Here is a 25847-nt window from a genome sequence, read left to right as displayed (position 1 = left end):
ATTTACTTAAAATCTTAGCAAATTTCAATTATTTTATTAACTCGCACACATTTCCAACTGCTTGGTTGCATGGAACTACTGAAATTGAGTTATTAGGAGATCCATCAACTAGCTTATCAGAGTAGGCTAGATAAATTATTGCATTATCTTTTTCATCATACATTCTTACAACTTGCGTTTTTTTAAATAAAACTGAGCTTCGTTTTTTAAAAATATTTTCTTTATCCTTTGAGATATCTTCTTTTATGATAATCTTTTTTGCAGTTTGTACACATGAAACTGAGGCATTGCTAGTATCTTCTTCAAGTCCTACTATTTCGCTTGCTCCACCTTTTTTAGCGTAAGATAAAAAACAAGTTATTCCATCTATTTTTGGATCTTTTACAGATATTATCTCTATCCTATCATTTTTACCAAGCAGTTTCCAAGCCGTATTTACCGAGCCTATTTTATTTATAGCATCATCATTTGCAAACAAATTTAATGTTAAAATAGAAAGTATTAAAAATATGTTTTTCATTTTTTTCCTTTTTTAAAAAGTATTAAAATTTTATCTTAAAAAGTTAAATTTTCAAATTTTAAGGAAAAATTTGCTATCATAAATTCCCGAAAATGGAGAAATACAATGAATTACACACGAAAAGACTTACTTGGACTTAGGGATTTAAGCGTCGATGAGATGAGCTGTTTTTTAAACTTAGCTAAAAAATACAAAGCTCTGAACAATAGTGATATTAAAAAAAGCGATGCTTTGCGTGGCAAAACTGTGATAAACGCTTTTTTTGAAAACTCAACTAGAACTAGAATTTCTTTTGAAACTGCTGCTAAAAGACTGGGTGCTGATGCTATAAATTTTTCAGCTGCAAGTAGTAGCACGAAAAAAGGTGAAACTTTAATGGATACCATTAATAATTTAGAAGCCATGAAAACTGATATTTTCGTCCTTAGACACTTTTCCTCAGGGGCTGCATCATTTGTCGCAAAACACACAACCTCATCAGTTGTAAATGCAGGCGATGGATTGAATGAACATCCTTCGCAAGGACTTTTAGATATTTTTACCATAATGGAACATAAAGGTGATTTAAAAAATCTTAAAATTTCTATTATAGGTGATATTGAGCATAGCAGGGTTGCAAGAAGTGATATTTGGGCAATGAGTAAATTTGGTGCTAAATTAACACTTTTTGGGCCACCTATGATGATGCCACTTGGCATAGATGCTTTTGGTTGCAAGGTAGCAAGAGATATGGAAGAAGCAGTTGATGGAGCCGATGTCATTATAATGCTTAGAGTTCAACTTGAGAGACAAAACGCTTCAACACCTTTTCCAAGCAACCGTGAATATAGTAAATTTTTTGGACTTACAAAGGCAAGAGTTCTTTTAGCAAATGACCCTTTAATAATGCATCCAGGTCCTATAAATAGAGGCGTTGAAGTAAATTCAGATGTACTTGAAGGGGATTTTAATATGGTATTTAACCAAGTTGAAAATGGAGTTGCTGTAAGAATGGCTATTTTAGATATTTTAAACTCGAATAGGAGAAAAGCGTGAAAACTCTAATAAAAAATGGTCTTATAATAAATCATGATAGTTCAAAAAAAGCAAATATTTTAATAGAAAATGATAAAATCGTAAAAATAACTGATGAAATTTTAGAGGCTGATAAAATAATAGATGCTAAAAATATGCTTGTAATGCCAGGTTTAATTGACATGCATGTACACTTTCGTGATCCAGGATATGAGTATAAAGATGATATTAATTCAGGAAGCGAGTGTGCAGTTGCAGGTGGTGTGACAACTGCACTTCCTATGGCAAATACAAATCCAGTAAATGATAATGCTGCCATCACAAGAGATATGATACAAAAAGCTAAAAAAAGAGGACTTATAGATCTTTTGCCAATTGGTGCTATTTCAAAAAGCCTAAAAGGTGAGGGCATAACTGAGATGGGCGATATGATAAGTGCTGGGGCTGTGGCGTTTAGTGATGATGGGCTCCCAGTAAGCTCTAGTGATGTCATGCGTGCAGCACTTGAGTATTCAAAGCATTTTGGATCGTTTGTTATAAGTCATTGTGAAGACTGTTCAATGTGCAGAAGTGGTGTGATGCATGAGGGAAAAGTTTCAGCAATTCTAGGCTTAAAAGGTATGGCAAGAGAAAAAGAAGAAATTATGGCAAGTCGCGATATGCTTTTAGCAAAATTAACAGGTGGGCATATTCATATTGCACATGTTAGCTCAGAGTATTCACTAAAACTTATAAAAAGAGCAAAAGAAGATGGTATAAATGTAACTTGTGAGGCCACACCACATCATTTTAGCTTTACAGATGAGTGCTTAATGGACTATAATACAAATTATAAAATGTCTCCACCTTTAAGAGAAGAAAGCGATAAACTTGCTATTAGAAATGCTTTAAAAGATGGGCTTATAGATGTAATTGCAACAGATCATGCACCGCATAATGTAGATGATAAATTTACAGAATTTGACAAAGCTAGTTTTGGAATTTTAGGACTTCAAACACTCATACCGCTTACTTTAAAACTTGTTGAAGAAGATGTTATAAACTTAAACGATATGGTAAGGCTAACTTCTTTCAATCCTGCTAAGATTTTAAATTTAAAAAATAAAGGCGAGATTAAAGAAGGATTTTTAGCTGATATTGCAATAATAGATCCAAACTTAGAGTATATGTATGATGAGTTTTTAAATAAATCAAAGTCTTTAAATTCCCCACTTCTTGGAAAAAAACTAAAAGGCATAGCTTTTACGACCATAAAAAGTGGAAAAATAGTGTGGGAATATCCAGATTTCATAGCTTAAATTTAGATATTTTTTCTAAATTTATGTAAATTTGCAGATTTTTTATAAAATTTTGCAAATTTACTTGACAAAGGAATTTTTTTGTATTATAATTACATTTCTTTTTTACAGAGTTTTAGTTTAAAACTTCTACTTTATTCCGGATTAGCTCAGCGGTAGAGTAGGCGGCTGTTAACCGCTTGGTCGCTGGTTCGAATCCAGCATCCGGAGCCACTATTTCATTTTAAAAGTCCATTTTATCGATTTTTTAAAAAATTTAATTTTTTTTAATTTTAGTTTTTTTCTGCTTGTTCTTATATTTTTAAAATTGTAATTTGCTGTGTAGTATTATAGTTTATTTCAAAACATTTTTATTTTCATACGTTTGTGTAGTAAAATTTATTTTGTAAAAGAATTAATACAAATATGTTTTTATAATAAATATAGTTTTAAAATAACATATAAAATGCTTTTATCTAGTATTTTGCCTAGTAAATAACTTTGATGGATAAAATCCCTCATAAAACTACTTTATAAAATTTCTATTTATATTTTTTAAAGATAAATATTTTGATAAGTTTAATAAAAACTAATTACATCTAACTGCGTTTAAATATTTTTGTATATTGAAAATATTGAATTATGGTGATAAAAAATAAAAGTTTTTATTTTAATTTATTTTTTTACTATCAAATCAATAAAGGAAGAAGATACTATTAAATTTGTTTAATTTTTAAATATGGTCATACTTTCTTTTTTGTTCGTTGAAAAGTTGTATAATAAAATAAAAATGGATAGATATGGAAAATTTAGAATATTTTGAAAAATTTAAAAATCATATAAAAGTTGCAAATGGTGAAATTTATAAAATTTCAACTCCTTTTTGTAGTGAAATTTTAGAAAAAATAGCCATAGATGATCTTAAAGTTTCAGATAATTTAAAAAATGATTTTAAAAAGTGGAGCAAACAAGTAAGGGCAAATTTTTATAAAAAAACTAAAGATTCAAGTTTGCAAGAAGATAAAAATTTAGATAGCTATGGGTTGTATTTGGCAAAAGAACTAAAAAATTCACTTAAAAACTATTATATAGAGTACAAGAGCAAAACTCACGGGATTGTAGCTATAAAATATTTGTATTTATTGGCTGATTATTCTTCTTGTTTGTTTGGCGATATGGATTGTTTTGACATAGAGTCATTGTGTGAAGAGTTTAGCTTAGAGTATGATGAGAATAAAAAAAATCTAGAAAAAAAACTTGATGATTGGTGTTATAGATGCTCAAAATACCAGATGAAATTTGAAAATCCTATTTTTGGCTTAAGTGGTTCTTTATATAAAGAAGGGTTAGAGTTTTTCTGTGAAATAAAAAAGTTTTTGCCTATTAATTGTGTTTTTGAATATAAACATGTTATAGGGAACAAAGGTGATGAGTTTTTATTTTTATCCATGGTAAATCATCGCATAGGCTTCAAAAACGATGTGTTAGGATTAAAACAAATAGCTTTAAATTTAGAACAATATATAAGAAATGCTATAGAAGTAATACCAATGACAAATAACGCACAAAATCTAACAAATCTCTATGAAAATGCATCTTGTTTTGTATATCCTAGTCTAAAATCAAATAGTGCTTTAATGGTTAAATTTATTAGGAATAATGAAAAACTTATTATGACAACTGCTCATCCAATATATAGAAATATAGGATTTATATATACCGGTAAAATTTATAGAGTGTATGTTTGGGAAAATGGTATAGAGGCACAAATTGGCTTTACTATGGAAAATGGTAGAAGTTTGGAATTTTTTGATGATAATTTTTTAAACAAAAGGGCTATCTATACTCCAAATATACCTTTTAAGGCTAGAATTTATGCTGTGGCTTTTTGGGCTAAATACTCAAAAAATGAAGATGTAGAAGTTGAAATTACACCATATAATGTAAGGAATTTTGGTGGTAAAATAGGGGAGAAAAAAGTCTTTAAAACAGGCTATATGAGAATGTGTGTATGTGCTGATGGAGTAGGCGGTGATAAAGATGAGTTTTTTATAAAAGGACGAGTCTCAAAAATAAAAAAGGTAAGGCTTGAACTTTTTAAAAAAAGGGCGTTTATTTGTTCTATAGATTTTATAACCAATGAATTTATACAAGAAGATGGTGGCGTATTTGATGAGATGGAAACACTTATTGTAAAAGATGTTTGGAAGGAGTCAAAAGCTCCAAAAGTAGGTGATTATATCTATGCTAGAGTTTATTTAGGTGGAGAAATTTTATATTGATTTTAAAGGTATAGTGCATAAACACAATAAGCACCTAAAATAGTAATTGTAGATATAGAGTTAATTTGAATTAGTCTTTTAAAGACTCATAGTTTTATTCTACTTTTTATAGCACTAGAATAAGTAAGATTTACATTATCTTTAATTTTAAAATTTTTTAAAGTTATATTTTTTTAAAAAAACAATCTATTTGATAATCAAAAGAGTAAAATAAATATTTTGCTAAATTTTATATGATAATGATAATATTTTTTGGGAAAATATTTATTTTAAAATTTTAAGTTATCGAATCTCTCATTGTATAATTTTTACCTATTTTTATAATGCTAAAATATATGATATAAAGTCCTAGTAATGTGCTTATATAGTATATTGATTCTTTAAAATTTATATAATTATGTTGAGCTAAAAAATATAAAATAATACTTAAATATTGTTTATTTTGAAAACTATTAAATAAATTTTTTATTGTTATTAATTTTTAAAATTTAATTAAAGTCTAAAATAGCAATTTTAGATATGCATGAGGATAATAGGTATATAATCATTAAAATATAAAATTATTGACATAAATACTAAGTATTGGTAAAATTTTAAAAAAATAAAAGGATATAAAATGTATTACAAGCCAGAGGTTGTTATGTTGGCTACACTTTATAGATTTTTTGATATGTATGAGATAACTCATTTAGAAAAAATTATATTACCTTTTAATCCTAAGTACGAAGATAAAAACCAAGCTAAAAACACTATAGAGCAATTTTTAAAACTTTGGGCATGGGATATAGCAATAACAAATGTTCAAAAGACTTTCTCAAAAAATTTTAATTTTTCTTCAAATCAAAAAGCAAAACATAAAAAAATTATAGAATTTATAGAAAATAAAAAGAACACAAATTATTTAATAAATATTGGTAGCATAATACAAAAACACAATGAAATACAATATGATGATAAGTTACCATTATTAAACAAAGATATTAGTTTAAAAAGAAAATATGCAGATCTTTTAAGAGAGTTAAAAGGTGCGGCATCAATATCAAAATTACCAAAAAAATCAAAAAAATCAAAGGAATATGCAAATTTTTTTCTTTTGCGGCTTTGGGATTTAGATAAGATGAAAAGAAAGAAAAATTATATTTTAACTCCGCTTATCCAAATAAAAGAATTGGTAGATAAAATAAAATTATTAGAAGGTGAGAGTGACATACAAAATAAGCTACTTAATATGTCAGAAATTTTATTTTGGTATTGTTCTGCCCAATATGGTAAATCTAGCAAAAGATTTGAAGAGTATAAGAAGTGGCTTGAAAATAAATATCCAAACAAAGAGCCTGCTGAGTATGAAAAATACAGCAATGGATATGATGGATACTGTGGTAAAGACATACTTTACCCATGGGATAATGACACCAAAGATTTTTGGAATAATTTTACAGAATTTATTAAAGAAAATGACAAAGAACTATCAGATACAAAACTTGAAGAAATCCGTTCAAAAGATTATATTGATACAATGGGGATTAAATATGCTACCATGTCAAATCATTACAACTCTAATGATATTAAAAATCTAAATATAGCTTGTATTTATTTTTATAATGGAGCACATTTAGTTTTGAAAACTGGCAAAATTTATAAAATAGCAGGAAATTTCTTAAATATTTTAGAAAACGACTATTTTTTAAACGAGATGAATTTTTTAGAAGATGATGAGATAAAAATGAGCTATAATAGTGATTTTTTAGGTGCTTTTATGGAAAATTACAGAGGTGATTATCACAAAGAAGCAAAGGAATTTTTATTAGATAAAAATAAAGATCTTCCTTTAAAAGATGAAATTTATGCAAAAATAGATGGTTTTGTAGATGAGTTTTTTAATGCTGAAAATAAAAATAGTGCTTTAAAAGCTCTAAGGGAAAATTTAATCGCTCTTTTAGAAAAATTAAATATTGGCGATGCATTTCCATACTACAAATTATCTCATTTAGAAAGAAAATATAATAAAGAGATATTAAACTACAGTGATGGTGAGTTAAAAGCTTACATAGTCTTTATGTGTGATATTGCAAAAAGCACAGTTGCTTTAAAATTCAATCTTAACCCCAATATTTCTGAAAATAAACCGATAAAACAAGAAATTTTAAATACTTTTAAAAAAATATCTGATAGAACACAATATTTTTAAAAAATCAATGTCAAAATTTTAAACATTCTGCTCAAAAGGCCCTAAAAATAGTATTTTAAAGCAGAATCTTATTTTAAATCTCGTAGTTTTTCTTTCAAAAACCAATTACAATTTCCTCATCAAAGACAAAAAATCTTTGAAATATTTAAAAAAGGAAAAACAATGGATGAGATTTTAAAAACTCCGAATTTAGTTTTAGAAAATGAGCTATTTAAAAAAAGACATATTTTTTTAAACTCGCCAATTGATTTTGAGCTAACTGAAAAAATAAATTTAATGCTTCTAAATTTGGAATCAAACAGTGACAGCAAACCAATTTTTTTACATATCAGTAGTCCTGGTGGCATTGTCTATGCAGGACTAAGCATAATAGATATGATTGAAACAATAAACGCTCCTGTTTATACCTATGCAACTGGTTTAGTTGCAAGCATGGCAGCTATTATTTTTGCAGTAGGTGATAAAAGGTATATGGGTAAAAATACTAGGTATATGATACATCAGCCAAGTGGCGGTGCGATTGGAAAACTAAGTGATATGCAAACTAGTATTGATGAAGCTATTAGATTAAAAGAAGTTACAGCTGAAATTTTAGCAGACAATTCAGGTAAAACTCCAAAAGATGAAATTCTTAAAATGCTTGAAAAAGACTGCTTTTTAAGTTCAGATGAGTGCTTAAAATTAGGCTTTTGCGATGAGATAATGACAGCTAAAAAAGTAAGGATTTAAGATGAGTAATTATGGTTTTACAAAAGTAGATAATGAAAAATATTTAGAACTTCCTGAGGAATTTACTCATGCGATGATAATTGGTGAAACTGGTTCTGGCAAGACAACATCTGCTATTATTCCATTTTTGGAAGATAGAATAAAAAAAGGCTATGGGGTATTAACATTCGATTATAAGGGAGAAGAACACCAAAAAATCAAACATTTGGCAAAAAAATACAATAGACTTAACGATGTTGTAATGGTAAATTCTCCATGGGGAGCTAAAATAAATCTTTTAAGTGAGATAAATTTAGAATCTGCTATAGGATTAATAAAAAATATCTATTTTACGATGGATAGTGATTCAATGTGGGAAAATCTTGCTTGCAGGTATCTATATGATACTCTAAATGCTCTAAAACAAATGCAAATTATAGCGCTTATCTATAATGAGTTTTTTCCAAATTATGTAGAAAATGTCCCCGAATTTAGCTTAGAAGAAGGCGTTATGGTGCATGAAAACTATAATGACTTTGTTGATTTTACAGTAAGGGTTTATGATTTTTATGAAAACTATATAAATGTTGATCTTAAAAGCATTGTTTCACATTTGCCGAAAGAACTAGCAGATGAGTTTTTAGAAAACATTACAAGTCCATTAGAAAGAGCAAAAGCTATCTTGAACAACTTTAATATAAAATATAAAAATTTCAAGGGGGCAAAAAGATCAAGTGGTACATATTCTGGCATGGACGATGAAAATAGAATTTATTCGAGAAATGTGCCAAGTATAATTACCTCTTGTTCGGATTTGGCTTATAATAAAAACTTTAACTCAAATGAAAATAGTTTAATAGATCTTTTAAATAGTGGAAAAATCGTTATTGTAAATCAAGAAGGGCTTGCTGAAACAGCTTTTAGCTTACTATTAAATGGAGCTTTAGACAATCTTTCCAGAAGGAAGGCAAAAGGCAAGGATAATCCTATTTCAATATTTATAGACGAGGCTCAAAAAATTGTAAATAAAACCATGGATTTCCATACTGATGTTTTGAGAGAATCAAAAGTTGAAGTAATTTTAAGTTTTCAAAATGAGCATCTTATGATAAATGAAATGGGAGAAAATAGATATTTAGCACTTTGTCAAAATTTAACAAATAAATTTATATTTAGAAATGATAGAACAAGGTTTTATAGCGATTCTAAAAATTTAAAAGCCATAAAAGATGAAAATGGTTTAATAACCTATAACGAGTGCTATGATGCTAAAAATGACAAAATTATAAATGCAAAACCACTTTTTATAAGCAAAAACGAGCAGTTAGGTGCTGAGTATGAGTTTCAAAGCTTAAATAAAGTTTTTGAAAGATTTGCAGCTGGTTTTAAAGAAAAAAATTACATTTTAAAATATGATGAGAAGCTTTTAAGTGAAAAATTTACCTTTATAGCTCAAAACATAATTAACTACAAAACAAAAGAGGTCAAATTTATCACAAGTGAAAATTTAACTAAAATGAGAAATTTGACTAAAAATTTACAAAAATTTAATTAAAGGGAGACTAAATGCTAAGTTTAAGTAAGAGTCATTTTAAAAATGATGATGAGTTAGTTAAAGATTTAAAGTTATTTGAGTCGGTTATGAACTATGCACTTTATCTAAATAAGTTAGAAATTTGTGATGTAAAATTAGCTAAAAATATGCAAAAAGCAGATAGTTTTATATCGATAAGCTCAGATATAAAAGATGAGTTTTTAATGTTAAAACTAATTTTTAGTAAAGAAATTTGCATTCTAACTTGTAAAAAAATAGAAAGTTGTAATATACAAACTTTAAGAATTTATCATAGTGAAATGTTGGCTATTTTAAATGCAAAATCTAAATTAAAATTAGCAAAATTAAGCAGCAGGGCTAATATGCTATCTTGCTTAATAAAAAACACTTTACTTAATAAAAAAAGTTACTGTAAAAAATGGGAAATTTTTGAAGAAAAAGAAGAAACTTTTGAGGAGATGTTAAAAAGAAAAAAGGAAGAAGAAAACACACTTAAAAGGAAAATATAAAAGGAAAAATTATGAATATAAACAAATTATTAAATAAATTTAATAACAATCGTATTGCAGAAAATTTTACTTATATAAAAAAAAGATTCAATGCTTTTAAAATTAAGAAAGAAAGGATGTAAAATGCAAGAAATTAAATATAAAACACTTGATAGTGAAGAAATAAAACATATTACGGAAGACAAAGTAATATTAGGTTGGAGTATAGAAAATAGTTTTCAAGTTTTTATAAAAGAAGAGAATGCTTTTAATAAAGAAGAAATAAATATGCTAAATGATTTACTATTAAAAGGCGATGAAGACAGCGAACAAAAAATACTTGATATTCTAGATGAGAGAAACTCTCATATAATTAAGCAAAGAGATTTAATGGGATATTATGATTTTTGTGATGATCATGGAAAGCAAAAATATCAAATAATAGATATTCTTATAGAAGTTGAAGACCTAGGAGTTATGACTGTAAAAAACTACATCGAAGAAAATTCTTTATGTGGCTTTGAAGGGTGTGGTTTTGTAGGTGTTTATATAAATCAAGGTAATAATTTTATTAAAATTGGCACAATGATTGAATATGTTAAAGAGCAAAAGGATAAAAAATGAAAATACTACATTTTAGTGATACGCATTTAGGCTATAGTGATCTAAATATTTTAGGTCAAAACGGCACAAATCAAAGGGAGGCTGATTTTTATGATGCTTTTTCTAAGGTTGTTGAAGAGATAAAGGTTATTAGACCAGATTATATTATACATACAGGTGATCTTTTTCATAAAGTATCACCTAGTAATATGGCTATTGAGTTTGCAATAGATAAAATATCAGAAATTGATGAATTAGGCATACCTTTTATAATGATTGCTGGTAATCATTGCACACCAAAGTCAAATACAAGCACTCCAATTTTAGGGTGTTTTAAAATTTTTAAAAATGTTTATATAGCCTATAAACAGCAATATGAGCTATTTGATGAATTCGAAGATGTTGTTTTCCACTGTTTACCACATATAAATGATAGCAATAAGGCACTAAAACAAATAGAACTTTGTGAAAAAAATATAAAATCAGATAAAATTAACATAATGTTAATGCACTGCACAGTAGGAGCTAGTTGGTCAATGGATGAATATGGCGAATGGTGTTATCCAGAAAATAAAGAGTATATTTTTGAAGAAATGGATTATGTTGCACTTGGCCATTGGCATGGTTTTAGTAATGTTGGAAAGCATAAAAATGTATATTATAGTGGAAGTACTGAACGAACGAGCTTGAATGATACAAGAAATGAAAAAGGATTTATAATTGCTGATATATTCAAAAATCAAGATCCAAAAGTAGAATTTAAAAATATTAACATAAGACCCTTTTATGAATTTAATATAGATTGTGATAAATATGAAGAAGATATGGATAAGATTAATCTAAATGTAATAAAAGATGCTATTTGTATAGTAAATTTAAATAACCTAACAACAACAAGTTCAATAAATATTAAAAATATAGATATAAAAAATAGACTAAAAGATGCTTTGTATGTTTACATAAAAAGAAATTTGGTTGATAATTTAGACGATATGATAGATATAAACATTGAATCATCATCGTTAAAAGAACAATTTTTAGAATTTATTGAAAAAGAGGCAAGTAGTGATAAGCATGAAAATGAAATAATAGAAAAAGTAAAAGAACTTTTTGATAGTCATGAGGAGGATTACAATGAAGCTAACTAAACTAACTTTAAAAAATTTTAAAAAATATGCCTATGAAGAGTTTGATTTTAGTGATGGGATAACAGGAATTGTTGGTAAAAATGGAAGTGGCAAATCTACGATATTTGATGCTATAAGTTTTGCACTTTTTGGGTACTTAAAAAATAAAAAAGAGCTTGTTAAAAACTCAAATGCAGATGAAAATGAGTCAGTTGAAGTTAAGTTAGATTTTTTAATAGGTAGTGATGCTTATATTGTAATAAGAACATATACTGGTAAAAATCTAATTTCAAAAGATTCTATTTATAAAAACGATAACCCAATAGCCTCTGATACATCAAGTGTCAATGAAGAAATATTAAATTTAATAAAAATGAATAGGAAAATTTTTGAAAATACAGTATTTGCCAGACAAAAAGATCTTATTACTTTAAGTGAAGGAAGCACTCAAGATAGAAAAAAAATGATGAGAAAACTGCTTGGGCTAGAAAAATTAGACACAATAACAGAAAATTTACAAAAAGAAATAAAAGACTTAAGCAGCCAAATAGGCATAATATCAGTTTTATCAGATGATGAAAAAACTAAAATGTCTGAAAACATAAAAAAACATAAAGATGAAAATGACGCTATAAATAAGGAAATTGAAGAACTATGCAAAGAAAAAAATAAACTCAAAAATAGATATATAGAAATAAACAAAGAGCTTTTAGAACTAAAAGATATAAAAAATAGTGAAGATAAAATCAATACATACAAAAATCAAATTCAAAACTATGAAAAAGAGTTGAAAGACTTAAAAAACAAACAAAATTCACTGCAGAACCTTAAACAATACAACGATGATTACAATGAATTAGAACAAAAAATTAAGCAATTAAATGAACTAAAAAGTAAAAATAGTATAAAAAATGAAAAAGAAAAAAATTTTAATAACCAAAAAAACAATTTAGATTCTCAACAAAAAAATTTAAAATTAAAAAAAGAAGAAATAAAAAAGATAATAAAAAATTATAAAATTTTAAATAAAAATTATGATAATAACGAAGAAAAATTAAAAGACTTATCTGAAAAAATAAAAGGTATTGACAAAGATATAAACACTGCAGAAGAGAGAATAAACGTAGCAAAAGAAGCAATCCAAAAAGCTGAAACCCAAAAAGATAATATTCAAAAAATAGGGAAAAACGCATCTTGTCCAACTTGCTCAAGACCTTTACAAGACGAATATGACGGAGTAATAAGTTCACTAACAAAAACAATTAATGATTTAAGTCAAAATAAGATTTCAGATGAAAGAAAAAACATAGAAAAATATCAATCTGAGCTTAAAAGTGTTGAAGAAGAAAAAAATAATATTGAAAAAGAAATAAAAGACCATGATGCTAAAAAAAACGAATTAGAAAAAGGACTTTTAAATTATAATAAAGACAAAGAAAATATAATCAAAATAAAAAATGAAATAAAAACACTTAACGAAGAACTAGAAGTTTTTAAAAATATAAACTACGATGAAAACTATCATAATAAAGTTATTGAAAATCAAAAAAAACTAGAACCTAAAAAAGATGAGTATATAACAACCCTAGAAGTAATTAAAGGAATTCCAAAAGTAGAAGGTGTAATAAAAGATTTAAATTCAAAAATTAGCGAAGAAAACAATAAACTTCTAGGAATTCAAGAAAATAATAGTTCTTTAAAATATGACGAAAAAGAATTTAACAATAAAAATTTAGAGAAAGAAGAGCTAGAAGAAAAAATAAAAGAACTAGATAAAAAAACAGATGATAAAAATAAAGACTTAAATAATAATACAAAAATACTTTCTCAAATAGAAGCTGATGAAAAAAACAATATCAAAAATGAAGAAAAAAAAGAGGAATTAATAAATAAAAAAGATATCAACGATAAGATAAAAAATTTTTTAGAAAAATTTAAAACATATATAAACTCTACAATTTCTCCAAGAATTTCAACAATTGCTTCTGATATGTTTTCAAAAATTACAAATAAAAAATATGATCTAATAGAAATAGACAATGATTTTGATTTTTTTATTTATGATGAAGGTAAAAAATATGATATTAAAAGATTTTCAGGAGGTGAGATAGATTTGGCAAATTTAGTAATTAGAATAGCCATCTCAGAAGTTGCGGCTGAATTAAATGGTATTAATACTACAGAATTTTTAGCGTTTGATGAGATTTTTGGCTCACAAGATGAAGAAAGAAGAGAAGGTATTTTAAATGCTTTTAATGCAATAAAAGAGAAATATTCTCAAGTGTTTTTAATATCTCACGAGCAAGATATTAAAGATGCATTTGAAAATATTATAGAGCTTTAAAAGGCTTTATAATATTGTATATAATGTCTTAATAAAATATTATAAAGCTTATTGATAAAATAAAAATAGTAAACAAGCAATATTATTTAGGAAAAAAAATGAAGAATAAAAAAAAGATATTAAAAAATTGTAAAAATTTAAAAGAGTTGCATAGCACGATGGATGATATGATTTCAAATGATGAGATTTCAAACGAAGATAAAAAAGAGTTGCTCAATTATTATTTAGAGCTTGGCGGCGTTAATAGGGATATTTTATCTGAATATGTAAAACTAGATCTAAATTTATTTATTAATGCTTTATGTGGAGATGGTGATAGGTGGTCTTCTAATGCTAGCTTAGATAACTCAATAGAGGAAGATTTAGATTATAAAATTTTGACTGAAAAAGAAATTAGAAATTTAAATAGACTTTGGTTTTTGATGTTTGGAAAAGGTCATCCAGATGAGATTTAGTACTATTAGGTGTTGAATATAAAAAATAGCACTTTCATTAAGCTATGTAAAATTAATTATTAGAAAAATTATTACCTATTCATTATTTTAATATTCTATTAGGTTGTTGGCTATTTAGGCATTGCCAACACCAATGTGTTATAATGGTTGTAATGTATGTTTCAAATTAAAATAAATTATTTTTTATTGATGGCTTTGACATCTTAAAAAAATATTACAAATTAATAATTACGGTTATAGATAAAAAACAATAAAGTATTGAAATATTTAAAATATTGTTAGAGAATAAGCTTAAGTTTTATTAAATAATAATTTCATAAAATATTAAATAAATTTTTTAGAATTTATTTAATATTTTAAAAAGGGAAAAAATATGAAAATTCTTAAAAAAAGCTTCGGGATTGCCGTAACAAATTGTTATATCTTAAAAGGCTCAAGCGGCGATATTGTAATAGATCCTGGCGAAAATGCATATGAGTGGGTTAAAATAAATTCAGATAATATTTTAGCTGTTTTTAATACTCATGGTCATTTTGATCACGTATACGATGATTATAAATTTAAAGAAGATGGTGTTAGAATTTATATTCATAAAAATGATGCGTTTATGCTTGAAAATGATAACTTTAGTATGCTTAAAAAAACTTGCAATGCAGATGTTTTAACTGCTGATAAAGATGAGTTTAAAGTAGGGGAATTTAAAGTTATTTTTCATCATTTTCCTGGCCATACACCAGGATGTTGTATGCTTGAAGTTTGTAAAAATGATGAAAAACCTGTATTGTTTAGTGGAGATTTTTTATTTAAAAATAGCATTGGAAGATATGACTTTCCTTTTTCAAGTGCCTTTGATATGAGGGAAAGCATTTTAAAAGTTTTAAGTTTTAAAGATGATTTTGAGATTTTTCCAGGTCATGGAAATAGTAGTTTTTTAAGTGCTGAAAAACCAAATTTAGAGCATTTTTTAAACTATTTTTAAAGTTTATAGCTATCTTTAAATTTAAAAGTAAGTAGATTTTGAAGCATTCCAAACAAACACATAAAAGTTATAAAACTGCTTCCACCATAGCTAAAAAATGGCAATGGAACGCCTACAACTGGTGCTAGTCCGATTGTCATTGAGATATTAACTCCTGCATAGATAAAAATTAAAACCCCAATACTTGTCGCCACAACTCTTGTAAAGTAGTCCTCTTTTAGTTGGTAGTTTAATGTAATTAAGTGTATTATTAAACATAAATAAAGCCCCATTAAAAGTAAATTTCCCACAAATCCAAATCGCTCGCTATTATATGCAAAGATAAAATCACTTGTTGCAATTGGTAAAAATTTAAAGTGTGTTTGAGTAGCTTCATCTTTTGGTTTTCCACTCATTCCACCATTTGAGATAGCGATGATTGACTGCTTTACATGATAGCTTGACTCTTCTGATAAAAACTCAGTTATTCTTTTTTTTTGATAATCATGTAAACTTTGATACATTACAGGTGATGCCACAGATATTACTAAAAACAAACTTATCCAAATTTTTTTATTAACATGAATGATAAATAGTGTGCCAAATCCGCCTAATAAAAGTATCATAGCTGTTCCAAGATCCGGTTCTTTAAGTATTAAAATAAATGGTAAAAGTATGATAAAACTAAATTTTAAAAAGCTTTTTAAGTCGTATCCGTTACTAGGCGGAGGATTTTTTTTAACCATATAGGCAAGCATTAATATAAATGCCGGTTTTATAATTTCACTTGGTTGGATTGTAAAATTTATAAGTGGTATTTCAAGCCATCTTTTTGCGCCAAGCTTGCTTACGCCAAACAGATCAACGCTTATTAATAACACTATCCCAAACCAGTAAAAAAATGGAATTATCCATTCAAGTTTTCTAAATGGAACTATAAAAAAAAATAAAAACACTCCAAAGCCAAGTGCGTAGTAGATGTATTGTTTAAAAGCTAAAATTTCATTTGCTTCAGATATTAAAATATGCGATAGCACTAAAATAGGAATTATAAAAAGTAGCTGAACAAAGTCAAAATGTGCTAAAATACGCTTATCAAAAATTATCAATTATATCTCCATTTAAAATTTCTAAGTGGATTATAACAAAAAAAGGTATCAAATTGAGTGATTTTTTAGTAGATGAAAATTTAAGATTGGATGTTTTTGTAAGTAAAATGTTGCAAATATCAAGAAATAAAGCCTCAAATTTAGTAAAAAACGGTTTGGTTACTTTGGATAAAACACCTATTTTAAAGCCATCTTTTATAGTCGAAGTAGGAAAAAAAATTTCTATAAATTTGGATGAAAAAGAAGATAAAAAAGAAAATTTTAAAACTGATTTTAAAATACCAATAATTTATGAAGATAGTGATATTTTAGTTATAAATAAACCTGCAAATTTAGTAACTCATCCAGCACCAAGTGTAAAAGAACCAACTCTTTTAGACTGGCTTTTAGATAAAAACTATGCTCTTTCAAATTTGAACAATACAAGAAAAGGTATTGTTCATAGACTTGATAAAGGTACAAGTGGTGCACTTGTTATAGCAAAAACAAATAAGGCGCATTTAAATTTAGCTACCCAGCTAAAAGATAGAACAATGGGAAGAATTTATCTAGCTTTAATAAATTTAAGCTTAAAAGAAAACTTAATAATTAATAGACCAATTGGTAGAAATCCCAAGAATCGTCTTAAAAAAGCGATTGTGCAAGGAGCAAGAGAGTCAAAAAGTGCTTTTTTAAATTTATATAATGATGATGAGGTAAATTTAATTGCAGCAAAGCTTTTTAGTGGAAGAACTCATCAAATAAGAGTTCATCTTTCAAGTATAAATCGCTATATAATAGGTGATAATTTATATGGATTTAAGAGCCAAAATGATAAAATTGTTCGTTTAATGCTACACGCTTATATTTTATATTTCAAACATCCAATAACTGGGGAAAATATGAAATTTGTAGCAAATTTAGATAATGAATTTTTAAACTATAAAAACATTAAGGAGAAAGCGTATGAAAAATTTTCACCAAATTTTATTATCGGTAGTTTTGATGATTTTCATAGCTGGTTGCGCCTCACATAAAGTTCCTATGGTAAAAGATAGTTCTTTACCTGCAATAAATGATATTAGAACAGTTAGTTCTTCAAAATCAATTGGTCTTGAGTGGAGCGATCCAAAAGATTTAGATGTGATGGGATACTACATTTATAGGGCCAATTTAAACGAGTCTTTAAAATTAGTGGGTACTATAAAAGATCGTTTTGCAACTCATTATTTAGATGATGGCTTAAGCCCTGCTACAACCTATAGATATGCTATTAAAACATTTGGTCAAAATGGCATTTCAGCAGATGGCATAGTAGTAAGTGCTAGCACTTCCAAAGGAATTGAAACAGTTTCGTTTGCTCAAGCAATATATGGTCTTCCTGAAAGAGTTAAACTTGTTTGGAGACCACATGCAAATTTAAAAGTTGGCTCATACATAATCGAGCGAAGAAAAGATGAAAAAAGTAGTTGGTCTAAAAAAGCCGAAGTTAAAGGGAGATTGAGTGCTGAATATATAGATAATAGCGTAAAAAGTGGGGAGATGTATCAATATAGAATTAGAGTAAAAACTCTTGATGGTGATATTTCAGAACCATCAAAGGTATTAACTGCTCAAACAAAAGAGCTTCCACTTGGTGTTATAAATCTTCAGGCTACAATTGATCAGCCAAAAAAAATAATTTTAACTTGGGATAGTCCATTAAATGATGCTTTTTCGCATTATCAAATTTATACTTCAAGAGGATCTATTTTGCCACTTGTTCCACTTGCTAAAACAGATAAAAATAGCTATGAAGATTTAATTAATGCAAATGGGGCTAGAAGATATTATAAAGTAACTTTAGTTGATAAAGATGGGCTTGAGAGCTTGGCTCAAGATGAGGCTATTATGGGGCAAACACTAGCTGCTGCAAAAGCACCTGTTTTAGGTGAGCCAATAATTGAAAAAAACTCTATATCACTTAACTGGCATACTGGGGCAAATTATGATAAATTTGTTCTTATAAGAGATGGTGGTGGTAGTACAAAAACAGTTGATAATATAAAAACAATGTCTTATGTAGATAGAGAAGTTGCAAAAGGAACAAAATATAGTTATAGAGTTTATAGTGTAGATGAATATAGCATAAACTCAAATGTATCAAATAAAATGAGTGTAGAGTTTTAATGCCAAATTTTAGAGTAAAAAAACTTAAAAATTTAACTCTTCCTTTTGAAAAGAATGGAGTGAAGTTTTTAAAACTTGCAAAAGGAAGAGTTGTAGATTTGCTTTTAACTGAAGTTTTTGGTGAAAAATTTTTTATAACTATAAAACCTAGTGGAGATAAATTTATCATAAAATCTGAAAAAATTACCCGTCCAGCAAGGATTGAAAATTTACAAATTGCTCTAGAAATTTTTAGAGATGAATTTACTCAAGAGCTTATTACAAATTCAATTAATGCTAAAAAAAGCAAATTTAAAAAAAGTAAAATTGTAAAAGATGAATTAGAAGCAATAAATTTTTTAAACAGTTCTAGTAAAAAAGCAATTGAAATAGGCTTTGGTTCTGGAAGGCACCTTTTATATAGATCAAAAGAAAACACCGAAATTTCATATTTGGGTATTGAGATTTATAAACCATCAATTGATCAAGTGGAAAATTTAGCTATAAAAGATAAGCTTGTAAATTTGGCTCTACTAAATTGTGATGCAAGAAGTTTTTTAAGTTTAGTTAAGTCAAATTCTGTTGATTTTATCTATTTGCACTTTCCAGTTCCCTGGGATGATTCGCCACATAGAAGAGTAATTTCAAAAAACTTTTTAGAAGAAACTAAAAGAGTTTTAAAAGTTAATGGTAGATTTGAATTAAGAAGTGATAGTAGAAATTATAGTGAGTTTAGCATAAATGAAATGCTTGATTTAAATGGTGTTAATTTGGAAATTTATAAGAATAAAAATTTAGAAATTTCAAGCAAATATGAAGATAGATGGAAAAAACAAGATAAAGATATTTATGATATTATTATGATAAATAATTACTTATCAGATGATATTTCAAATTTCAAAGAGTTAGAGTTTCCAAAATTTGATCCTTTTAAAATAGCATCAAAATTTAAACACGAAAAGTTTAAATTTGATGGTTTTTTTATAAATTTCGAAGAAATTTATAAATTTAGTGATGATGAAATTTTGTTAAAACTCTCTTTTGGAGATTTTAGTGTTAATGAAAATAGATTTATTTACATTTCAAGCGAAGTTAGTAAGTACTATATAAACTCACCGCTTCCAACAGAGATAAATCAAAAAGCACATGAAAAAATAAAGGAAATTTTACTAAAATGACAGATATTATCAAAGCTTCAAATTTAACTCTTGGATATCACGGTTCAAGTCCTGTTATAAATGGTGCAAATTTCAGCATTAAAACAAAGGACTTTATAGTAATTACAGGAGAAAGCGGAAGTGGAAAATCAACACTCTTAAAATCATTTTATGGCGGAATTAGTATAAAAGGTGGCGATTTAGAAGTTTGCTTTTATGATTTAAAAAACAGATCTGCTAAAAATTTAAGACATCTTAGGCAAAAAATAGGAATCGTTTTTCAAGATTATAGACTAATTGCTGAATGGACTATTGAAAAAAATATCAGACTTCCTTTAGTTATCACAGGATACGGTGAAAAAGAGTGCGATGCTCAGGTTGAAAATCTTTTAAAAAGAGTTAAACTTTTTCATAAAGTTGGCAAATATCCGCTTGAAATAAGCGGCGGTGAGCAGCAAAGAGTTGCTGTAGCAAGAGCATTGGCACAAAATCCTCAATTGATTTTATGTGATGAACCAACAGGAAATTTAGATGATGTGTCAAGTGAGATGATTTGGAGACTTTTAAGGCTTGCAAATGATAGATGGAATGCAACAGTTGTTGTAGTAACTCACAGAGCGCCGTCAAGTTTAAAATTTAATTTTAGACATTTTAGAATATCGGAAGGAGCAGTATTTGAAGAGCGTTAGGACACATTTTGGCGTTATTATTTCTCTTATTGGACTTTTGTTTTCTATACAGTTTAGCTTTTTTGTAAATACTTTAGTAAATGAGTATGAAAAAATAATAAAAGATGAATATAGCATAATCTTAGTTTCAAAAAAATCACTTGATTTAAATAGTCTAAAATTAGATGAAATTCAAAATTTAAATGAAATAAGTTCTAAAAATATGCTTGAAAATTTACAAAACAAAGTTTCAAAAGAGGCAATTGCAAAAGTTAGTGAAAACCTTCCTAAATTTTATAGTGTAAGTTTAAAATTTTTTCCAAGCAATGAACAGCTTGATTTTATTAATCAAAAATTGCAAAAAATTGATGGTATAAGTAGAGTTGAAATTTTTTCAAAATCGCATAGTAGTATATATAAACTTCTTTTATTTATTAAAAGCTTAGTTTTTTCTTTTTCTATTTTAATTGCTATTTTGGGAGTTATGCTTATGTTAAAACAGATGAAAATTTGGACATTTGAGCATAAAAACAGAATAGAGGTTATGAACTTATTTGGTGCTCAATACCTTACAAAAAGTATTTTTTTATATAAATTAGCTTTTTGGGATAGTTTATTAGCTGCATTTTTAGTAAGTGGATTTTTCTTTATATTGCCTAATTTTGCTATTTATAAAAGTTTTATTTCAACTATTTCATTACCTTTAACGTATGCTTTAACAATAGATCAAATTTTGTTTATTTTTGCTATGTCTTTAAGTGTTGCCTTTGTATCTGCAACTTTTGTTATGTTTGGTATTAAAGAAGAAAATTTATGAAAAAAATAGCTCTTTTTTTACTCATTTTTAGCTATATTTTTGCAAATCAAAGCACAAAAGATAAGATAGAATTAACAAGTAAAAATATAGCTGTGAAAAAAAGTGAAGAAAAAAACTTATCTAAAAAGATTGATGAACTTGGATCTTTAATAGTAAAAGAAAGTGCTGAGTTAAAAAAAACAAATGCTCAAATCGATGAAATAACTGGCTTAGTTGTAAATTTGTCACAAAAATACAAAGACGAAGCGACAAAGTTAGATGAGCTAAATAAACAAACTGATGATTTGGTAAAAATAAAATTAGAACTTGAGAAAAAAATCACTGATTTAATAGTGGAAGATTTTTCTTTTAATCTAATACAGGATGGTGATGTAAAAACTTATGAATCACTTATCTCAAATGAAGTTTTTGCATCTTTAAGTGATGTTTTTAGAAAAGATATTGCAAATTTAGTTATAACCCACGATGAAGCAAGTAAAACAATTGATAAAAAAAACAAAGAAATTTTAGATTTGGAAAAAAATTTAAAAGAGTATAGTGCAAAAAAAGAAGAGCTTTCAAATGCTCAAAAAAAACAAAAAAAATTGGTTGAAAATTTAAATAAAAACAAAGAAGATTATATTCAAAAATTAATTAATACCCAAAAACAAAGTGAAGCTTTAGCTTCTACCTTAGAGGAACTTAAAATTATTGATGATAAAGAAGAGAAAGAAAAAGCTAGAAAAATAGCTCAAAAGAATGTTCAAAAACAAGAGGTCCAGCCAGAAATTTTAAAAAGAGATAAAAGAGTTGAAGATATTGATAAAAAAGTTAAACTTTATGGCTCAAGCTACAAAGAAAGTAGAGTTAAAAAATATGTTGGTCCTAAAACAATTTCTCCATTAAAAAATGCCTTTGTAAAGAGAAAATTTGGAAATTTTATAGATCCAGTTTATGATATAAAAATATTTAATGAGTCAGTTATTTTAAGCTCAAATACACAAAATGCACAAGTTTATAATGTTCTTGATGGAAAAGTTATATTTGCTAAAAGTACCCCAGTTTTAGACAATGTTATAATTGTTGAAAATAAAAATGGTATTCATACAATATATGCGAATTTAAGCCAAATCGCTCCAACTATAAAAAATGGAAGTGTTATAAAAAAAGGTTATTCTATTGGAAGAGTAAAAAGCGATTTAACATTTGAAGTTACGCAAAAAAACTTTCATATCAATCCGCTTGAATTAATTTCATTAAAATAAACTCATATTATGCTAATTTAAAGAGATTTTTGATAAAATAATGAGTTATAAAGGAGAATAGCATGGATGATAAAAAAAGGATTTTAGTTAAATTTTCAGGTGAAGCATTGGCTGGTGAGAATGGTTTTGGTATAGATAGTAAAGTTTTGAAATTTATAGCAGGCGAAATTAAAGAGCTTGTTGGCTATGGTGTTGAAGTAGGCATCGTAATTGGTGGTGGAAATATAATAAGAGGTGTAAGTGCGGCAGCTGGTGGTATCATAAAAAGAACAAGTGGTGATCATATGGGTATGCTTGCAACTGTTATAAATGCGATTGCTATGAGAGAAGCACTTGAGAATGTAGGTGTTGATGTTAGAGTTCAAAGTGCTATTAAAATGGAAGCAATTTGCGAAACTTTTATAATAAATAGAGCAAAAAGACATCTTGAAAAAGGAAGAGTTGTTATTTTTGCAGCGGGAACTGGAAATCCATTTTTTACAACCGATACAGCTGCGACATTGAGAGCTGTTGAAATAGAGGCAGATATGATTATAAAAGCTACCAAAGTTGATGGAGTTTATGATAAAGATCCTAATAAATTTAGTGATGCAAGACTCTTAAATAAGCTAAACTATGAAGAAGCCCTAAAAGATGAAATAAAGGTTATGGATGATACAGCAGTAGCTCTTGCAAAAAGCAATTCTTTACCGATTGTAGTTTGTAATATGTTTAAAAGTGGAAATTTATTTAAAATTATAAATGATGATTTATCATTTTGTTCAATAGTAAAAAATTAAAAGGAAAATTATGACAAGATCAGAAGAAATAACAGCTAAGGCTTTAAAATTTGTTGATGGTGATAGATATAAGCTCTCTTTAGTTGTTGCAAAAAGAGCAAATCAGCTTCACAACGGTGAAAAACCCTTGGTAGATTTACCAAATATAAAAAATTATAAATTTGCAGATATTGCTTTAATGGAAATCGCAGAAGGTAAAGTATCGCTAGATGGAATCGTTAAAGCAGAGGAGTGATATAAACATTGAAGACTTTTTAGAAAAAGTTGTAAATGCAAATACCATAGAATCGGCAAAAGAGCTTTTTTTCTTTTTTAAAGAACAAACTGACAGACTTCAAAAAGGTGTTGAACTTTGTATAAAACAGCATGATGGTCAGTTTAGAAAAAGTGGTGAGCCTTATGCCGTTCATCCTATTTTAGTAGCTTCAATAGTTGCTTTTATGGGTGGCGATGATGATATGGTTATATCAGCACTTCTCCATGATGTGGTTGAAGATACTGATTATACTCTTGAAGGTGTAAGGGAAAATTTTGGTGATGGTGTTTCAAAGCTTGTTGAAGGACTTACTAAAATAGTAAGCATTAGAGAAGATAAGTTAGCTCCTTCTACTGATAAAAATACAAAGCTAAGATCTTCTGCATTAACTTTTAGAAGAATGCTTTTAATATCTATTGAAGATGTTAGAGTTTTAGTAGTTAAGCTTTGTGATAGGCTTCATAATATGCTTACACTAGATGCTCTAAGAGAAGATAAACAAAAAAGAATTGCAGAAGAAACTCTTGTAGTTTATGCACCAATTGCTCATAGGCTTGGAATTTCATCTATCAAAAATCTACTTGAGGATCTAAGCTTTAAATATGTTTTACCAGATGAATATGATATGATTGATTCATACATCAATGAGCATAAGCAACAACTTCAAATGAGTTTAAATAAATTTAGTCTTAAAATAACTGAACTTTTGTTAACTAATGGCTTTAGTGAAGATAGCTTTGATGTTCAAAAAAGAGTAAAACACTACTATTCAACATATCTTAAAATGCAAAGAAAAGGAATTTCTATACAAGAAGTTCTTGATCTTTTAGCTGTTAGAGTTATCGTTAGAGATATTAGAGATTGTTATATCGTTCTAGGAATTATTCATAATAAGTTTAATCCTTTAATTTCAAGATTTAAAGACTATATTGCACTTCCAAAACAAAATGGTTATCAGACCATTCATACGACCGTTTTTAATGATAGTATGATAATAGAAGCTCAAATTAGAACTTTTGATATGCATAATACTGCTGAATACGGTGTTGCAGCACATTGGAAATATAAATATAGTGGTTCTCTTAACCCTAAGCTCGATTGGTTAAGTGATATAAGTGCAAAAGATACCAATACAAATGATGAAGAAGATCCTGAAGAGCTTTATGAATATGCAAAAGATAGTCTTTATGCGGAAGATATAGCTGTCTATTCACCAAAAGGTGGAATTTTTACTTTGCCTCGTGGTGCTACTGCTTTAGATTATGCTTATGAAATTCACTCACAAGTTGGTCTAAAGGCAATTGAAGCCTATGTAAATCGTGTGAAAGTTCCACTTCTAACAGAGCTTAAAAATGGAGATATTGTTCATATTATAACAGGAAATGAAGCTCATTATAGATGCAGTTGGCTAACTTCAGTAAAAACAGGAAAAGCAAGAGCAACTATAAGAAATTTTTGTAAGCAAAAATTAAAAGAGCTTAATACTCAAATTGGTATAAAAATTTTATCAGCTATTTTTGATACAAAAGATATTAATGTTTTATCGTGGCTTGAAAAAGAAAATTTGCATAATAAAATAGGAAGAGCCGCATACGATTCTATCTACCTTCAAAATGTTGTTAATGCACTTAAAAAATACCCCAAAAAAGATAAATTATTTACTTTAAATTTGGGTGATAAATATATAGTTAGAAAGCAAAAATTTGATAATATTGTTGTTTATTCAAACTATAAAGTAAATAGTGTAGAGTTTGATTATTGTTGTAATCCAAAAAGAGATGATGATATTTTAGGCTTTAGGAGCGGTACAAATGTTGCAGTTCATCATAAATTTTGCGAAAGAGCTGCAAATTTAATAAAAGAGGGTAACGAGTTAATTTTTGTAAAATGGACAAGAAATGCTCCACATAGATATAAAGTTATCTTAAGTTTGGAAAATAAAAGAGGATCTTTAGCTGGATTTTTAAATTACTTAACAAGGCTTCAAGTTGATTTATCAGCTATAAATTTAAATGAAAATGATGAGACAAAGTCAGATTTTTTTGAGCTTGTTATTGAGTTTGGTGAAAATGTAAAGGCAAAAGATATCAAAACAAGACTTAAAGATAGATATAAAATAGTGGAATTTACTTCCCTTGATGATGTTTATAAAAATAGTTAAAATAGGAGAA

General features: G+C 27.3%; 23 protein-coding genes and 1 tRNA gene. 22 read left to right on the top strand and 2 right to left on the bottom strand.

Going from position 1 to position 25847, the window contains the following annotated elements:
- Positions 1-28: 28 nt before the first annotated feature.
- On the bottom strand, positions 29-520 hold the full coding sequence (locus O6B72_RS01670; RefSeq protein ID WP_269487385.1) for a CreA family protein: 492 nt from the start codon (positions 518-520) through the stop codon (positions 29-31).
- Positions 521-625: 105 nt separating this feature from the next.
- Here O6B72_RS01670 and O6B72_RS01665 point away from each other — a divergent pair, with 105 nt between their 5' ends.
- The 13 genes from O6B72_RS01665 (at position 626) to O6B72_RS01605 (ending at position 15540) form a co-directional block, all read left to right on the top strand.
- Entirely contained in the window at positions 626-1555 is a 930-nt protein-coding gene (locus O6B72_RS01665) for an aspartate carbamoyltransferase catalytic subunit (protein ID WP_269487386.1), read from the top strand.
- Positions 1552-2832 carry a dihydroorotase gene (locus O6B72_RS01660; protein ID WP_156846618.1) on the top strand — a complete coding sequence of 427 codons (1281 nt, stop codon included), beginning with the start codon at positions 1552-1554 and terminating at the stop codon, positions 2830-2832. Before O6B72_RS01665 ends, O6B72_RS01660 begins: the two co-directional genes overlap by 4 nt.
- A 138-nt stretch (positions 2833-2970) precedes the next feature.
- Positions 2971-3045 (top strand) — tRNA-Asn (locus tag O6B72_RS01655).
- A 566-nt stretch (positions 3046-3611) separates the two neighbouring features.
- Complete coding sequence (locus tag O6B72_RS01650) at positions 3612-5093, top strand: hypothetical protein (RefSeq protein ID WP_269492020.1); 1482 nt, start codon at positions 3612-3614, stop codon at positions 5091-5093.
- A gap of 616 nt (positions 5094-5709) precedes the next feature.
- Complete coding sequence (locus O6B72_RS01645; protein ID WP_269492019.1) at positions 5710-7281, top strand: hypothetical protein; 1572 nt, start codon at positions 5710-5712, stop codon at positions 7279-7281.
- Between the two features lie 162 nt (positions 7282-7443).
- Positions 7444-8010: an ATP-dependent Clp protease proteolytic subunit gene (locus O6B72_RS01640; protein ID WP_269492018.1), complete on the top strand. Its 567-nt coding sequence runs from the start codon at positions 7444-7446 to the stop codon at positions 8008-8010.
- A gap of 1 nt (position 8011) precedes the next feature.
- On the top strand, positions 8012-9544 hold the full coding sequence (locus O6B72_RS01635) for a helicase HerA domain-containing protein (protein ID WP_269492017.1): 1533 nt from the start codon (positions 8012-8014) through the stop codon (positions 9542-9544).
- 11 nt (positions 9545-9555) lie between these two features.
- Positions 9556-10053, top strand: a complete 498-nt coding sequence (locus O6B72_RS01630; RefSeq protein ID WP_269492016.1) for a hypothetical protein — start codon at positions 9556-9558, stop codon at positions 10051-10053.
- A gap of 123 nt (positions 10054-10176) precedes the next feature.
- A complete protein-coding gene (locus O6B72_RS01625) occupies positions 10177-10656 on the top strand; it encodes a hypothetical protein (protein ID WP_269492015.1) in 480 nt (159 codons plus the stop codon).
- Positions 10653-11783 carry a metallophosphoesterase family protein gene (locus O6B72_RS01620; RefSeq protein ID WP_269492014.1) on the top strand — a complete coding sequence of 377 codons (1131 nt, stop codon included), beginning with the start codon at positions 10653-10655 and terminating at the stop codon, positions 11781-11783. Before O6B72_RS01625 ends, O6B72_RS01620 begins: the two co-directional genes overlap by 4 nt.
- Complete coding sequence (locus O6B72_RS01615) at positions 11770-14106, top strand: AAA family ATPase (RefSeq protein ID WP_269492013.1); 2337 nt, start codon at positions 11770-11772, stop codon at positions 14104-14106. The genes O6B72_RS01620 and O6B72_RS01615 overlap by 14 nt, the downstream gene beginning before the upstream one ends.
- 98 nt (positions 14107-14204) lie before the next feature.
- Positions 14205-14561, top strand: a complete 357-nt coding sequence (locus O6B72_RS01610; protein WP_269492012.1) for a hypothetical protein — start codon at positions 14205-14207, stop codon at positions 14559-14561.
- 373 nt (positions 14562-14934) lie between these two features.
- The gene (locus tag O6B72_RS01605) at positions 14935-15540 is read left to right on the top strand and encodes an MBL fold metallo-hydrolase (RefSeq protein ID WP_269492011.1); all 606 of its coding nucleotides are present in this window, start codon (positions 14935-14937) and stop codon (positions 15538-15540) included.
- Here the strand turns inward: O6B72_RS01605 and O6B72_RS01600 are convergent.
- A complete protein-coding gene (locus O6B72_RS01600) occupies positions 15537-16628 on the bottom strand; it encodes an FtsW/RodA/SpoVE family cell cycle protein (RefSeq protein WP_258298358.1) in 1092 nt (363 codons plus the stop codon). The genes O6B72_RS01605 and O6B72_RS01600 overlap by 4 nt on opposite strands.
- Positions 16629-16681: 53 nt before the next feature.
- On the opposite strand from O6B72_RS01600, the gene O6B72_RS01595 reads away from it, so the two are divergent.
- The 9 genes from O6B72_RS01595 to O6B72_RS01555 all read left to right on the top strand — a co-directional run bounded on the left by O6B72_RS01595 (position 16682) and on the right by O6B72_RS01555 (position 25837).
- The gene (locus O6B72_RS01595; protein WP_269492010.1) at positions 16682-17644 is read left to right on the top strand and encodes an RluA family pseudouridine synthase; all 963 of its coding nucleotides are present in this window, start codon (positions 16682-16684) and stop codon (positions 17642-17644) included.
- The gene (locus O6B72_RS01590) at positions 17574-18776 is read left to right on the top strand and encodes a fibronectin type III domain-containing protein (protein WP_258298360.1); all 1203 of its coding nucleotides are present in this window, start codon (positions 17574-17576) and stop codon (positions 18774-18776) included. The genes O6B72_RS01595 and O6B72_RS01590 overlap by 71 nt, the downstream gene beginning before the upstream one ends.
- A complete protein-coding gene (trmB, locus tag O6B72_RS01585) occupies positions 18776-19933 on the top strand; it encodes a tRNA (guanosine(46)-N7)-methyltransferase TrmB (protein ID WP_269492009.1) in 1158 nt (385 codons plus the stop codon). The genes O6B72_RS01590 and trmB overlap by 1 nt, the downstream gene beginning before the upstream one ends.
- Positions 19930-20601 (top strand): cell division ATP-binding protein FtsE, encoded by a 672-nt coding sequence (locus O6B72_RS01580; protein ID WP_269492008.1) that lies wholly within the window; start codon positions 19930-19932, stop codon positions 20599-20601. The genes trmB and O6B72_RS01580 overlap by 4 nt, the downstream gene beginning before the upstream one ends.
- A complete protein-coding gene (locus tag O6B72_RS01575; RefSeq protein WP_024962823.1) occupies positions 20588-21397 on the top strand; it encodes a cell division FtsX domain-containing protein in 810 nt (269 codons plus the stop codon). The genes O6B72_RS01580 and O6B72_RS01575 overlap by 14 nt, the downstream gene beginning before the upstream one ends.
- Positions 21394-22641 (top strand): murein hydrolase activator EnvC family protein, encoded by a 1248-nt coding sequence (locus tag O6B72_RS01570; protein ID WP_244078924.1) that lies wholly within the window; start codon positions 21394-21396, stop codon positions 22639-22641. Before O6B72_RS01575 ends, O6B72_RS01570 begins: the two co-directional genes overlap by 4 nt.
- A 62-nt stretch (positions 22642-22703) precedes the next feature.
- Positions 22704-23420: a UMP kinase gene (gene pyrH / locus O6B72_RS01565; RefSeq protein ID WP_024962821.1), complete on the top strand. Its 717-nt coding sequence runs from the start codon at positions 22704-22706 to the stop codon at positions 23418-23420.
- A 10-nt stretch (positions 23421-23430) separates the two neighbouring features.
- Complete coding sequence (locus tag O6B72_RS01560; RefSeq protein ID WP_024962820.1) at positions 23431-23655, top strand: DNA-directed RNA polymerase subunit omega; 225 nt, start codon at positions 23431-23433, stop codon at positions 23653-23655.
- Complete coding sequence (locus tag O6B72_RS01555; RefSeq protein WP_101637430.1) at positions 23630-25837, top strand: RelA/SpoT family protein; 2208 nt, start codon at positions 23630-23632, stop codon at positions 25835-25837. Before O6B72_RS01560 ends, O6B72_RS01555 begins: the two co-directional genes overlap by 26 nt.
- Positions 25838-25847: the final 10 nt, after the last annotated feature.

The organism is Campylobacter ureolyticus (genome assembly GCF_027277485.1).
Lineage (GTDB): Bacteria > Campylobacterota > Campylobacteria > Campylobacterales > Campylobacteraceae > Campylobacter_B > Campylobacter_B ureolyticus_B.
This window is presented reverse-complemented; position numbering and strand designations above follow the sequence as displayed.